This is a genomic window from Streptomyces sp. NPDC007088 (genome assembly GCF_042869355.1).
In the GTDB taxonomy this organism is placed as follows: domain Bacteria; phylum Actinomycetota; class Actinomycetes; order Streptomycetales; family Streptomycetaceae; genus Streptomyces.
In genome coordinates this window covers 338,621-352,130 of sequence record NZ_JBIAFO010000002.1, presented here as the reverse complement: position 1 = coordinate 352,130, position 13,510 = coordinate 338,621, and the positions used below count along the sequence as shown (strand labels likewise).

The 13,510-nt window shown below is 73.8% G+C and carries 11 protein-coding genes; 5 read left to right on the top strand and 6 right to left on the bottom strand.

Features of this window, described 5'->3' with window-relative positions:
* Window positions 1–11: 11 nt before the first annotated feature.
* Together ACFYMP_RS04635 and ACFYMP_RS04630 are read left to right on the top strand one after the other, a co-directional pair.
* Window positions 12–1,403, top strand: coding sequence for an FtsW/RodA/SpoVE family cell cycle protein (locus tag ACFYMP_RS04635; RefSeq protein ID WP_388850417.1), 1,392 nt, complete (start codon window positions 12–14; stop codon window positions 1,401–1,403).
* Window positions 1,400–2,875: a penicillin-binding transpeptidase domain-containing protein gene (locus ACFYMP_RS04630; protein ID WP_388850414.1), complete on the top strand. Its 1,476-nt coding sequence runs from the start codon at window positions 1,400–1,402 to the stop codon at window positions 2,873–2,875. Before ACFYMP_RS04635 ends, ACFYMP_RS04630 begins: the two co-directional genes overlap by 4 nt.
* Before the next feature lie 215 nt (window positions 2,876–3,090).
* On the opposite strand, the gene ACFYMP_RS04625 is transcribed toward ACFYMP_RS04630, so the two are convergent.
* Complete coding sequence (locus ACFYMP_RS04625) at window positions 3,091–4,320, bottom strand: hypothetical protein (protein WP_388850411.1); 1,230 nt, start codon at window positions 4,318–4,320, stop codon at window positions 3,091–3,093.
* A gap of 172 nt (window positions 4,321–4,492) precedes the next feature.
* Here ACFYMP_RS04625 and ACFYMP_RS04620 point away from each other — a divergent pair, with 172 nt between their 5' ends.
* Both ACFYMP_RS04620 and ACFYMP_RS04615 read left to right on the top strand, forming a co-directional pair.
* Window positions 4,493–5,422, top strand: coding sequence for a diiron oxygenase (locus tag ACFYMP_RS04620; protein ID WP_388850408.1), 930 nt, complete (start codon window positions 4,493–4,495; stop codon window positions 5,420–5,422).
* A gap of 68 nt (window positions 5,423–5,490) precedes the next feature.
* On the top strand, window positions 5,491–5,829 hold the full coding sequence (locus ACFYMP_RS04615; RefSeq protein WP_388850405.1) for a hypothetical protein: 339 nt from the start codon (window positions 5,491–5,493) through the stop codon (window positions 5,827–5,829).
* A gap of 209 nt (window positions 5,830–6,038) precedes the next feature.
* On the opposite strand, the gene ACFYMP_RS04610 is transcribed toward ACFYMP_RS04615, so the two are convergent.
* From ACFYMP_RS04610 to ACFYMP_RS04590, 5 genes are read right to left on the bottom strand one after another with little or no spacing between them, the layout of a single operon-like run.
* On the bottom strand, window positions 6,039–7,274 hold the full coding sequence (locus tag ACFYMP_RS04610) for a styrene monooxygenase/indole monooxygenase family protein (protein WP_388850402.1): 1,236 nt from the start codon (window positions 7,272–7,274) through the stop codon (window positions 6,039–6,041).
* Between the two features lie 18 nt (window positions 7,275–7,292).
* Window positions 7,293–7,928 carry an ATP/GTP-binding protein gene (locus ACFYMP_RS04605; RefSeq protein WP_388850399.1) on the bottom strand — a complete coding sequence of 212 codons (636 nt, stop codon included), beginning with the start codon at window positions 7,926–7,928 and terminating at the stop codon, window positions 7,293–7,295.
* Window positions 7,909–8,316 carry a DUF742 domain-containing protein gene (locus tag ACFYMP_RS04600; protein WP_388850396.1) on the bottom strand — a complete coding sequence of 136 codons (408 nt, stop codon included), beginning with the start codon at window positions 8,314–8,316 and terminating at the stop codon, window positions 7,909–7,911. Before ACFYMP_RS04600 ends, ACFYMP_RS04605 begins: the two co-directional genes overlap by 20 nt.
* Window positions 8,313–8,810, bottom strand: coding sequence for a roadblock/LC7 domain-containing protein (locus ACFYMP_RS04595; protein ID WP_388851007.1), 498 nt, complete (start codon window positions 8,808–8,810; stop codon window positions 8,313–8,315). The genes ACFYMP_RS04600 and ACFYMP_RS04595 overlap by 4 nt, the downstream gene beginning before the upstream one ends.
* Window positions 8,811–8,845: 35 nt before the next feature.
* Window positions 8,846–12,118: a nitrate- and nitrite sensing domain-containing protein gene (locus tag ACFYMP_RS04590; protein ID WP_388851004.1), complete on the bottom strand. Its 3,273-nt coding sequence runs from the start codon at window positions 12,116–12,118 to the stop codon at window positions 8,846–8,848.
* A gap of 544 nt (window positions 12,119–12,662) precedes the next feature.
* Between ACFYMP_RS04590 and ACFYMP_RS04585 the strand changes: the two genes are divergently transcribed.
* Window positions 12,663–13,493 (top strand): hypothetical protein, encoded by an 831-nt coding sequence (locus ACFYMP_RS04585; RefSeq protein WP_388851001.1) that lies wholly within the window; start codon window positions 12,663–12,665, stop codon window positions 13,491–13,493.
* Window positions 13,494–13,510 lie beyond the last annotated feature (17 nt).

Genomic DNA, 13,510 nt, shown 5'->3' with positions numbered 1-13,510 from the left:
ACGTTCCCGGCATGACCGGAACGAGCAGCGCGCCCCCGCTCCCCGGCGCCGCCACGCTTCCGCCCCGGCGGCGGGGCGTCGAGCTGACGCTCGTCGTGCTCGCCGTCGTCCTGTCCGTGTTCGGCTACCTCGTCGTGGGGCTGACCCGCGAGGGCGCCGCTCCCCCGGACACGCTCGGCTACGGGGCGGGGCTCGGCGGTCTCGCGCTGCTCGCGCACCTCGCCGTACGGCTGTGCGCCCCGTACGCCGATCCGCTGCCGCTGCCGATCGCGGTACTGCTCAACGGGGTGGGCCTGGTCCTCATCCACCGGCTGGACCTCCAGACGCCGGGCGACCGTGCGGCGCCCGCGCAACTCGTCTGGTCCACCGTCGGGGTCGGGTTGTTCATCCTGGTCGTGGCCCTGTTGCGCGACCACCGCGCGTTGCGGCGCCTCGCGTACCTGTCGATGGTCGCGGCGCTCGTGCTGATGATCGTGCCGATCTTCTTCCCCTCGGTGAACGGGGCCCGGATCTGGATCCGGGCCGGTGACTTCTCGCTCCAGCCGGGGGAGTTCGCGAAGGTGCTGCTCGCCGTGTTCTTCGCGAGCTATCTCGCGGCCAACCGGAACGCGCTGCGTTTCACGGGGCGGCTGATCTGGCGGGTGCGGCTGCCGAGCGGCCGGGTGCTCGGGCCGATCGTCGCGGTGTGGCTGCTGAGCGTCGGCGTCCTGGTGCTGGAGCGGGACCTCGGCACCTCGCTGCTGTTCTTCGGCCTGTTCGTCATCGTGCTGTACGTGGCGACCGGCCGTACCGGATGGATCGCGGTGGGGCTGCTGCTGGCGGCCCTCGGGGCCTTCGCCGTGGGCTCCCTCGAACCGCACGTCCACCAGCGGGTGGAGGACTGGCTCCACCCCTTCGCCACGATCGAGGCCGGGCGCGGGCCCAGCCAGCTCGCCCAGTCGCTGTTCGCCTTCGCGGCCGGCGGGGTGCTGGGCACGGGCCTGGGCGCGGGGCACTCGGCGCTCATCGGTTTCGCCGTGAAGTCCGACTTCATCCTCGCGACCGCCGGGGAGGAGCTGGGGCTCGCCGGCCTGACGGCGCTGTTCCTGCTGTACGCGCTGCTCGTGGAGCGCGGTTACCGCACCGCCCTCGCGCTGCGCGACCCCTTCGGGCGCCTGCTCGCGACCGGTCTCGCCTCCATCGTGGCGCTCCAGGTCTTCGTCATCGCGGGCGGGGTGACGGGGCTGATCCCGCTGACCGGGATGGCCATGCCCTTCCTCGCGCAGGGCGGCTCCTCCGTCGTCACCAACTGGGTCATCGTCGCCCTGCTGATCCGGATGAGCGACTCGGCGCGGGGGCTGCCGCCCGGCGCCGAGCCCGTGGAGGCGCGGGAGGCCCGGACTCCGGAGGTGGACCGGACATGACGCGGTACATCAGGCGGGCCGCCGCGCTGTGCCTGGTGCTGCTCGTCGCGCTGCTGCTCAACGCCACCCGGGTCCAGGTGTTCCGGGCGCAGGGTTACGACGACAACCAGGCCAACCGGCGCGCCTCCATCGCCCGGTACGGGCAGCCTCGGGGCGACATCCTGGTCGGCGGCTCCCCGGTGACCGGCTCCCGCGACACGGGCGAGTTGCTGCGTTATGAACGCACGTACCGCCAGGGCCCGTTGTACGCGCCGGTCACGGGGTACACCTCGCAGGTCTTCGGCAGCACCCTCCTGGAGCGGACCGAGGACCCGCTGCTGGCGGGGAGCGATCCGGCGCTGTCCCCGTTCCCGCTGTGGAACGAGCTGACCCGCTCCCGCAGCCGGGGCGGCGACGTCGTGACCACGATCGAGCCGGGCGTGCAGCGGGCGGCCTTCGCGGGGCTCGCGGGGCGTACGGGGGCGGTCGCCGCGATCGAGCCGACCACGGGGCGGGTGCTCGCCCTGGTCAGTTCCCCCTCGTACGATCCCGCGCGGCTGTCGGGGACGGGCCGCTCGGTGACCGGCGCGTGGAACAGGCTGCTCAGCGATCCGGCGCAGCCCATGCTGAACCGGGCGATCGCGCAGACGTACCCGCCCGGCTCCACTTTCAAGATCGTGACGGCGGCCGCGGCGCTGGACGCGGGCGCCGTCCGGGACGTCGACGAGCCGACCCGCTCCCGGGACCCGTACACCCTGCCGGGCACCTCGACCTCGCTGTCGAACGAGGTCGAGGGCTGCCAGAACGCCTCCCTGCGGTACGCCTTCCAGTGGTCCTGCAACACGGTGTTCGCGGCGCTCGGCGTGCGTACCGGGCTGCGGGACATGGCGCGTACGGCGCGGGGCTTCGGCTTCAACGACCAGGGGCTGCGCATCCCCTTCCACGTCGCGGCGAGCAATTTCGACACCTCGCTGGACCGGGCCCAGCTCGCGCTGTCCGCGATCGGGCAGTACGACACGCGGGCCACACCGCTCCAGATGGCGATGGTCGCGGGGGCCGTCGCGGGCGGTGGCTCGGTGCCGCAGCCGCAGCTCGTACGGCGGACGGTCACGCACGGCGGCGATGTCGTGAGCGAGCCGGGGCCGCGGGACCTGTACCGGGCGATGACGCCGTACACCGCGGCGCGGCTGCGGGAGTTGATGGTCGACGCGGTGGAGCGGGGCACGGGCGGGCGGGCCGCGATCCCCGGCGTCCAGGTCGGCGGGAAGACCGGGACGGCGCAGCACGGGGTCGGCAACAAGGGCACGCCCTACGCGTGGTTCGTGTCCTGGGCGCAGGCGGCCGACGCGCCCTCCCCGCAGGTCGCGGTCGCCGTCGTGGTCGAGGACGCCTCGGCGGACCGGGGCGACATCAGCGGGGGCGGGAACGCGGCACCGATCGCGCGCTCGGTCATGCAGGCGGCGCTCAGGGCCCGGGAGGACGAGAAGAGGTAGGGAGGCGAGGGGGCGCGTACCCGGGGCGCGTACCGGGGCGCGTACCCGGGGCGCGGGCATGTGGCGGGGGTCGCTCGCGCCTCCTGCGGCGCCGTGGGACGCGGGGACCGAGGACACGGGGACGCGAGGACACGGGGACGCGAGCGGTGGTGTCCCTTCCGGGACCAGCCGCCTCCCCGTCTCCCACTCCCGCCCGCCCCCGGAGGCCGCCGGACTCAGCCTCGCGGCTTGACCATCTCGCCGCGCGCCCGGGAGGCGCGTTCGGCCGCCTTCGCGAGATCCACGTCCTTCGGGCTCCGGCCCACGGACTCCGGGGTGATCTCGGCGATCGAGGCGGCCGTGTTGCCGTCGGCCCACGCGCACATCGGGAAGGTGATGCGCACCGCCCCCTGGGTGCTGGTCATCGTCTGGCAGCTGACGGTGACGCCCGAACCGCCCTTGCCCGGGAAGTCCTTGGCGGGTACGTCGATCCTCGCGCCCTTCGCCTCGCCCGCGCCCTTGAGCATGCTGCGGCGGGTGCCGTCGAGGTTCTTGATCCGGCCGTACATCCCGGAGACGACCAGGGAGCCGCCCGCCTCGCCCTGGTCGGCGGCGAGGTAGGTCACGACGACGGCCTGCGCGTCGCGGACGTCGCGCGCCCCCTCCGCCTCCTCGGCGATCTTGGCGCCCTCGTTCTGCGAGAGGTCCTGGTCGCGCTCGTACTGACCGCCGAGCAGCTTGACGGGCGGGGCGAGCCGGAAGCGGGCCTCGGGGAAGGGGTCCTTCTTCTCTTCGCCGCCGGACAGGGCCAGGACGACACCGAGGACCACGAGGACGGCCACCACCCCGGCCGCGATCCCGCCGATCAGCAGCCCGCGCCGCTTCCCGGAGGAGGGCGCGGGGCCCGGGGGCACCCCGGGGGCGCCGAACGGCTGGTGCGGGAAGGGCGGTTGCTGACCGTACGGGGTCTCGGGGACCGCCGGGGCGGCGTACGGGGGCTGCGCGCCGTAGGGAGGCTGCTGTCCGTAGGGGGGCGCCGCCTGCTGGGACTGACCGGCGAGAGCCTGACTCCCGTGGGCGCCGTAGGCGGCACCCTGCCCGCCGTGGGCCGGGCCCTCCGGAGTCCAGGGCGGTGACGCCTCGTTCCCGTACGCGGCGGGCTGCTCACCGTACGGGCTGGGCTGCGCCCCGTACGGGCTGGGCGGGCCGCCGTACGGCGAGGACGTGTCACCGTACGGCGCGAGGGGATCGCCGTACGCGGGCGGCCGCTCCCCGTACGGGGCCTGCGGCTGCTCCCCGTAAGCCGGCGGCTGTTCCCCGTAGGCGGACGCCCGCTCCTCGTACGGGGTCTGCTCCTGGCCGTCCGCGGACGGCTGCCGCGGGGGCGGCGGGGATGCGCCGTACGGGTGCGAGCCGTACGGGTCTTGACGCGGATCGCCCGCTCCGGGCGCCGGGGGCATGGACATGGCCGAAACGGTATGCCATGCGCGGACCGGGCCTGACCGCTTTCCGTGGTTCCCGCGCGGGCGGGCCCGCGGCGCAAAGTCGGCGCACGGGGATTGACGCCCTTACTGACGCGCAGTCTCATAGTGGTGTGACCGACGGTAACCCGGATGGGTACGAAGAGATGGGGACGGCATGGCGACGATGACGGACGTCGAGGTTCTCCGTGACGCGCTCGGGGAGCTCAAGGACCGGGAGCAGGTGGCCAGACGGCTGCTGGAGTCCTCCGCCAAGCACTCCTTCGACCCGGACAAGGAGCTGGACTGGGACGCGCCGTTCGAGGACGGGAAGTGGTTCTGGCCGCCCGAGCTGGTCTCCCTGTACGACACGCCGCTGTGGAGGAGGATGCCCGAGGAGCAGCGCATGGCACTGGCCATGCACGAGGCGGCCTCGCTCGCCTCGCTCGGCATCTGGTTCGAGGTGATCCTCATGCAGCTGCTCGTGCGGCACATCTACGACAAGCCGGTGACCAGCGCGCATGTGCGGTACGCGCTGACCGAGATCGCCGACGAGTGCCGGCACTCGATGATGTTCGCGCGGATGATCCAGTCCGGCGGGGCCCCCGCCTACCCGGTCTCCCGCTTCAACCACAATCTGGCCCGCGTCCTCAAGGCGGTCTCCACGACGCCGGGTTCCTTCGCGTGCACGCTGCTCGGCGAGGAGATCCTGGACTGGATGCAGCGGCTGACCTTCCCGGACGAGCGGGTGCAGACCCTGGTGCGCGGGGTCACCCGTATCCACGTGGTCGAGGAGGCCCGGCACGTGCGGTACGCCCGTGAGGAGCTGCGGCGGCAGATGGTGACCGCGCCGAAGTGGGAGCGCCGGCTGACCCGGATCACCTCCGGAGAGGCGGCCCGGGTGTTCTCCACCGCCTTCGTCAACCCGCAGGTGTACGTCAACGTGGGGCTCGACAAGCACGAGGCGATGGAGCAGGTCAAGGCGAGCGGGCACCGCCGCGAGGTGATGCAGAACGGCGCGAAGCGGCTGACCGACTTCCTCGACGACATCGGGGTGCTCCAGGGTGTCGGCCGCAGGATGTGGCGCTCCTCCGGATTGCTCCCCTGAGCAGGGGTTCTTCGCCCCGTCCGTCCCTCCGGAGCCGGAGGGACGGGCCGCTGGGAGACACTGGACGGGTGAGAACCGAGGACGTCCCCTTCGTCGGCGGCCCGCTGGACGGGCGGGTGCTGCCCGTGCTGACCGGTCCGACCGGCCTGCCGCCCAAGCAGTACAAGGTGCCGGTGCCCGACGCCGCGGGTGGTCCGCCGACCGTGCTCGTGTACCGGCGCGAGCCGGTCGCCCCGAGCAGGCGGCTCGGCCTGCCGCGCGGCTGGCGCTACCTGCACGACCCCTCCGGGCGGATCGACCGGCTGCGCTGGCCGTGGTCCCGGCCGGTGGACGGCGCCCGTACCCAGGAGTCCGGGAACGGGGCCCCGCACACCGGAGCGCCCGTAGGTCACGAAGACGATCGGTAGGGAGCGGGACCGGTCGCGCTGGGGCAGGGGCGACCGGAGGTGAGAGACGGCGGGCCCGCCACGCGCTCTCGCGTGGCGGGCCCTTCGCGAGCGGGTGCGCGGCGGCACGCGCGCGGCGCCCGAGCGGGCCCCGCGCGGTGCCGGACCGGTGACCGGGGACGTGCCACCGGGACGGCGCGTCCGGTGGACGCGTGCCGCCGGGCCCCCCGTCAGGCGGTGGCGGCCGACTCCAGGAAGGCGGCCGTCTTCTCCGGCTCGTAGAAGAAGTTCTCGAAGTCGGCCGGGTCGTTGAAGCCGTTCGCGAAACGGTCGGCGACGGGCTGGAGCTGACCGGCCGCGCCGATCAGGTTGAGGACGTGCTCGGGCGGCACGCCGAGCATCGCGTTGGTCCACTTGGTGACGTGCTGGGCGGTGTCCCAGTAGCGGTCGAAGGCGGACCGCATCCACTCCTCGTCGAAGGGCCGGTCGCCGTGTTCGAGGATCGCCCCGAGGTAGGCGGCGGCGCACTTCGACGCCGAGTTGGAGCCCTGGCCGGTGACCGGGTCGTTGGCCACGACGACGTCCGCGACCCCGAGGACCGCCCCGCCGCCGGGCAGCCGGCCGACCGGCTTGCGCACGGTCGGCGCGTAACGGCCCGCGAGGGTGCCGTGCGCGTCGGTCAGCTCGACCTTGGTGGCGCGCGCGTACTCCCAGGGGACGTACCTCTCCATCAGCTCCAGCGTGAGGGCCAGGTGCTCGGAGGGGTCCTTGACGCCCTTGAAGACGTCGAGCGGGCCGCCCGGGACGCCCTCCCAGAAGAGGATGTCGGCGCGGCCGGAGGTGGTGAGGGTCGGCATGACGAACAACTCGCCGACGCCCGGCACCAGATTGCAGCGCACCGCGTCGAACTCGGGGTGCTCGGGGCGCGGCCCGAGGCCGTGTACGTAGGCCACGGCGAGCGCGCGCTGCGGGGCGTCGTACGGCGAGCGGGAGGCGTCGCGCTCGAACATCGACACGAGTTCGCCCTTGCCGGCCGAGACCAGCACGAGGTCGTAGGTGCGCGCGAAGTAGTCGAGGTCGGAGACGGCCGCCCCGTGGATGACGAGCTGACCGCCGCGCTGCGCGAAGGTCTCCATCCAGCCGGCCATCTTCACGCGCTGGTCCACGGACTGCGCGTAGCCGTCGAGCCGGCCGACCCAGTCGACGGCGCGGGACGAGTCGGGCGCGGCCACGGAGACGCCGAGGCCCTCGATGCGGGGCGCCTGGCTCTCCCAGAAGTTGAGCTGGAGGTCGCGTTCGTGCTGGAGCGCCGTGTGGAACATGCACTGGGTGGACATGACCCGGCCCGAACGGATCTCGTCCGCCGTGCGATTGGACATGAGGGTGACCTCGTACCCGTTCGACTGCAGTCCGAGGGCGAGCTGGAGGCCGGACTGTCCGGCTCCCACGACGAGTATCTTCCGCATGGCGGCGGTTCTCCTTGGCTATTCGGGCAGGACGTCGAGTGCGTGGCCGACGAGCGTGAGAAGCGTCTCGATGACCGGTATCCGTCGGCGCGCGTCCATGATCATCACAGGTACGTGCGCGGGGACGGTCAGCGCCTCCCGGACGTCGGCGGGCTCGAAGTCCTCGCTGCCCTCGAAGTGGTTCACGGCGACGACGTACGGCAGCCCGCAGCTCTCGAAGTAGTCCAGGGCGGGGAAGCAGTCGTCGAGCCTGCGGGTGTCGGCGAGGACGACCGCGCCGACGGCCCCGCGCACGAGGTCGTCCCACATGAACCAGAAGCGCTGCTGGCCCGGCGTGCCGAACAGATAGAGCACGAGGTCGTCGTCGAGCGTGATGCGGCCGAAGTCCATGGCGACGGTGGTCGTGGACTTGCCGGGCGTCGCCGTGAGGTCGTCGGTGTCCTCGCTGGCCCGGGTCATCAGGGCCTCGGTCTGCAGGGGCGTGATCTCGGAGACGGCGGTGACGAGCGTCGTCTTGCCGACGCCGAAGCCACCGGCCACCACGATCTTGGTGGCGATGGGCGCACGGGTGCGGTCCGTCTGCCACGGCTGGAGGACCTCCTCGGCGGCCTGGGCCGCGGGCGGGGTGAGGAGGTCAGAGGCGGCGGAGTCCACTCAGCACCCTTTCGAGCAGTGCGCGGTCGGGCTGACCGGGGCCGTGCCCGGTTCCGTACACGCGGATCTTTCCCTGGTCGGCGAGGTCGCTCAGCAGTACCCGGACGACGCCGAGAGGCATCCGGAGCAGGGCGGCGATCTCGGCGACGGTGCGCATTCTGCGGCACAGTTCGACGATCGCCCGCATCTCGGGCATGACCTTGCCGGCGAGGTCGCCGTTGGTCAGCTCCGGCCGCGCCTCGGGCGCCTCGATGGCGGCGACGAAGGTCTCGACCAGCAGGACGTGCCCGAAGCGGGTGCGTCCGCCGGTGAGCGAGTACGGGCGGACCCGCGCGGGTTTGCGGTCGGCCCCCCGGGTGGGGAGCTTGGGACTGCGGGGCTCGGTCACTGGACGCTCTCCATCGACTGGCGCAGTTCGCTGCGGAGTTCGGGGGTGAGGACGTGCCCGGCCCGGCCGACGAAGAGCGCCATGTGGTACGCGACGACGCTCATGTCGCAGTCCGGGGTGGCGTGCACGCCGAGCAGTGAGCCGTCGCTGATCGACATGACGAAGAGGCTGCCCTCCGCCATCGCGACCATCGTCTGCTTGACGTTCCCCGCCTCCATGAGGCGGGCGGCGCCGATGCACAGGCTGCCGAGGCCGGAGACGATGGTGGCGAGGTCGGCGCTGGAGCCCCTGGGGCCCTCGGGCTTCTCCTGGGGGCTCGGCGCGGCCGTGCCCGGGTCCGAGGACAGCAGCAGCAGCCCGTCCGAGGAGACCACGGCCACCGAATGGAGGCCCGGCACCTCCTCGACCAGATTGGTCAGCAGCCACTGGAGGTTACGGGCCTCCGAGCTGAGTCCGCGGCTGTCCGGCCGCGGGGCCCCGGCGGATGTCTCGATGGTGCTTGCCGTACGCGTGGTACGGCCGGGCGCAGTCAACTGCGTGCCTCCTCGACTGAGTCCCCCTCGGCTGTGGCATCTGGTCCTGCATCCGCGCTGGTCGGTGCCGTCGGGTCGGCGGCGTGCGGCGGTCGTGCGTTCCCCGTGAGTCCTGCGGTGGAGTCGTCGGTGGGGGCGCCGCCGGCCTCGTCGGCCGGTCGCGTCGGCCGAGGTACGGCGCCCGTCTCCCCGGCCATCTCGGCCTCGACGTCGCGCCTGCCGTCCTTGGCCCCCTGGTGGAAGCCGCCGAGCCGGCGCCGCAGGGCCTCCGCGTCGATCCCGCCCGCGCTGGGCCGGGCGGCCGGCGTCGGGGCGCTGATCTTGGGGGTGCGCTTGGGCAGCCCCTTGTCGGTGACCCGGTCCCACTTCTCGACCCGCTCGGCGGCGGCGGCCTCCGCCTCGGCGGTGTCCGGGACGCGCTCGTGGGCGTCGGGCCCGATGGCGTACGGGCCGGCGGGCGCGGCGGGTCGCGGTGCTGGGGCGGGGACCGGCTGCGCGGCCGGCGCGGCTACGGGGGCGGGGTTTCCGCCCCGGGGGCTGTCCGGCGTACGCGGCTGCCGGCCGGGCGGTGTGTGCGGCCGCTGCTCCGGCTCCGGCTCCCGCTCCGGCTGCTTCGGGAGCTGGAGCTCCATCGTCGTCTCGGCGGGTGTCTCCACGACGGGACGCGACGCGAGACCGGGAGCACCGGCCGAGGGCGTCTGTTCGGGGGCCGGGGCCGCGGCGGGCGGCTTAGGGGCCGCGGGGGCGGAGCCGGTGGCGGCCGGGGCCGCGGGGGCCCCGGGCGCGAAGCCGGTGGTGGCCGTCTCGCCCGCTACCGCCCCGGCCTCCGCCTCGCGTACCGACTGCTCGGCGGCGGCGATGAGCGGGTCGTGGTGCGGGGCGGCGTCCTCGTCCGCGGCGGGCTCCTCCCCGGCCCTCCTGGACGCGGCCCCAGGCCCCGAGGCGGGTCCGGACGCGGCTTCGGGCTCGTGCGCGTGCTCGGGCGCGGCGGGGGCGGTGCCTTCCTCGGCGGAGGCGGCGTCGGCGTCGGCGTCGGCGTCGGCGTCGGCGTCGGCGTCGGCGTCGGCGTCGGCGTCGGCGTCGGCGTCGGCGTCGGCGTCGAGGTTGGAGTTGAGGTCGGCGGCGTCCGGGGGCGTGGCCGGGGCGGGGTCGGGTTCCGCTCCCCTGCCCCGCAGTTCGTTGGAGTTGGCCTCGGCCTCCGAACCCGGCAGGGCCACGGCGGGGGCGGCGCCGGGGACCGTGCCACCGCTGCCCGGGGGCACGACCCCGGCGGCCGGACTCGCGAGGACGGGCGCCGGCAGCACGACGACGGCGGCGGTCCCGCCCTGCTTCTGCTCACGCAGCCGGACCCGGATGCCGTGCCGGGAGGCGAGCCGGGCGACGACGTACAGGCCGAGTCCGAGACCACCGTCACCGCCCTCCTGCTGGAGGGTGTCGCCCGGCCGGAAGTCGGCGAGCAGCCTGTTGACCTCGCCGAGGCGCTCGTCCGCCATACCGATGCCCTCGTCCTGGACGGAGAGCATGACCTCCCCGTTCTCCAGGAGCCAGGCGCAGACCTCCACCTGGGCGTCCGGCGGGGAGAAGGTGGTCGCGTTCTCCAGCAGCTCGGCGACCAGATGGCTGAGGTCGTCGGCGCAGAAGCCCGCGATGTGGGCGTGCGGCGGCAGAGTGGTGATCCGGACCCGTTCGTAGCGCTCGATCTCGCTGACCGCGGCGCGCACCACGTCGACCAGCGGAACCGGGCCCGGGTGCTGGAGTCCGTGGTCGGCTCCGGCGAGGACCAGCAGGTTCTCGCTGTGGCGGCGCATCACGGTCGCGAAGTGGTCGAGCTTGAACAGGGTCGCGAGACGGTCCGGGTCCTGCTCGCGCTCCTCCAGGCCCTCGATGACCGCGAGCTGACGCTCGACCAGGCCGAGGGTGCGCAGCGCGAGGTTCACGAAGGTGCCCTGGATCGAGCCCCTGGCCGTCTCCAGCTGGGCACTCGCCTCGGCGAGCGCGGTGCGCAGGGACTCGCGCTCGTCGGCCATCGACTGCCGCTGCCCGATGAGGTGCTTGCGGTCGGCCTCCAGCGTGGTGATGCGCTCGTGCAGTTCGACGGCGTGCGCGTGCAGCAGGTTGACGGAGTGCACGACCTGCGCGAACTCGTCGTTGCGGCCCTTGAAGCGCACCGGCTCCTCGGCCTCCGGGTCGGCGGCCACCCGGGCGGCCCCCAGCCGCAGCGCGGCGAGCGGGCGGGTCAGCGAGCGGGCGGTGCCCGTCGTGACGCCGACGGCGACCAGCAGCAGGACCCCGATCAGGGCGATCCGGATCTCCAGACCGGTCACGTCGTCGTCGCGCAGCGCCTCGACGCGCTTCGTGCGGTCGGAGGCGAGCGCCGACTCCACGCCCCGCATCAGCTCCAGACGCCCGGTGAGCGCCGAGTCCACCTTGTCGCGGCTCAGGCGGAGATCGCTCTGCGACAGGGTGGGCTGGTCGGTGAGGGTCTTGAGGTACTTCTCCGCCACCTCCACGTCGGCGCCGTTGACCGTCGAGGCGTACGAGGCGGACTGGTCCTTGGGGGCGGCGGCGCGGAAGTCGGCGAGCGCGCCCTCCTCCCGCACCCGCGCCTGCTGGGCCGCGGTGCTCAGCGCGTCGCGCTGCTTCTCGGCCTCGGGGTCGCGGCGGGGCACGGCGGTGGCCAGTCCGGTCACCGGGTCGATGACGGTGTCGGTGCCGGAGGCGCGGGGTACCGAGAAGGCGGCGAGCAGCAGGCCGCGGGCGATCCCGGCCTGCTCCACCGCGTCGTCGAGGTCGACGAGCGCGTGCGGGGCGCCCCCCGCCCGTGCGGGCATCCGGTCGGCCAGCTCCGCCACGACGGTGTGCAGCCGGGCGATCGCCGAGGAGTACGAGGTGTGGGCGGCCAGGGCGGTGCCCTTGCCGGTGAGGGCCTGACGGCGCACCCCGTTCACGGCGTCGAGGTCGGCGCGCAGATCGGCCGGGACGTCGGCGGCGTTCAGTTCCTGGATCGCGCGGTCCACCCGGGCGCTGCGGTTCTCCGCGAGCCCGCCGCCGCGCGGCCGGCCCGCCGCGATGTAGGCGGTGACCTCGTCCCGTTCGTCGGCGAGCGACTGGGCCAGCCCGATCGACTGCTGGGCGACGGTCGCGAGATCCACGAGCCGCTGCGACTCGTGGACGTCACGCGTGGCGGAGACGAGCGCCGGGGCCCCGGCGCCCACGACGGCGGCGGCGACCACGGCCACCGCGATCACCAGCCTGCTGCGCACCCGCATACGGCGCCCGGCCGGTGGCTGCGGCACCTCGGCCGCGGGCCCCGCCTGGTTCTGCCGCGTCGGTCCTGGGGCCCGCCTGGGTCCGGGGACCTGTGCGGCACCCTGCCCGGGGGTCTGCTCCGCAGTTCCCTCCTGGGCAGTGACCTCCTCGGTCCGTGATCCGCTCTTGCCCCGAGGCCGCGTTTTCTGCACCGGTGCTCACATTCCTGACTCGTCCTGCCCCTGCGCCTGGGTGACGGCTTGTCAGCACAGGCGCCCCCGGTCCGCGTGTCCTCGACCATTCCAGTGCCTGTGCGGAAGTAGTCGCGCGCACCGCCTGCCCCGCCACCCGAAGGAGTGAACATGCACCGGGAGTTGGTGGGCAAGTTCCCACACCGCCGAGCACGGCACCGCGCGGGGGGCCGGTTGGACGCGCCGCGCGGCCTTTGGCAAGATACCCCGCCCCCTCCCGACGGAGCTGATCATTCCGGCGGAAATCCGGCGCTGACCTGGAAGGACTCCACATTCCGGGGGCTGGAGTGAAGGGCTCGTGCAGACTGTCGACATGCGGATCGAACTGGCCACCGAGCCGAGCGTGCCCGACCACCTCAACGAGGACTTCCTGTCCGTCACGCTTCCCGCCTCCGGTCAGGGAGGATCACTGGTCCTTCTGGACGGGGTCACCCCGCCGCGGGGCCCGAGCGGATGCGAGCACTCGGTTCCGTGGTTCACGGCGCGGCTGGGCGGGGCGCTGGCGGAACTGTCCGTTTCGCGCGGGGATCTGACGCTGCGGGAGATTCTTGGCCTGTCCATCCTCCGCACGTCCGAGGTTCACCGAACGGGTTGTGACCTTTCTCACCCGCGCACACCGCAGGCCACCGTGGTGCTGGCCCGCTGGGACGACGCGGCCCTGGAGTACCTCGTCCTGTCGGACTCGGTGCTGCTGCTGGAGGAGAGCGACGGCACCGTCGTCCCGGTCCTCGACGACCGGCTCGACCGGCTGCCGCCACACATCGACGCACTGCGCGCCGCGGTCCGCGCCCTCCCCGACGGGAGCCCGGAGCGGGCCGCCGCCGCGCGCGCGTACGTCGACGGGGTCGAGGCGCTGCGCAACGCCCCGGGCGGTTTCTTCACCGCCGCCGCCGACCCCTCGGTGGCGGAACTGGCCGTCACCGGCTCCCTGCCGAGGGCCCGGCTGCGCGCCTTCGCGGCGGTGACCGACGGGGCGGGCCGCTGGGTGGACGTCTTCTCCCGGGGCACCTGGACGGACCTCTTCCACCTCCTGCGCGCGCGGGGCCCGCAGTCCCTGATCGACGAGGTCCGCGCCCTGGAGGCCACCACACCGGTGGCGGGCAAGCAGCACGACGACGCGACGGCGGCACTGCTCGAACCGTGACCGGGCTGATCGGGGGC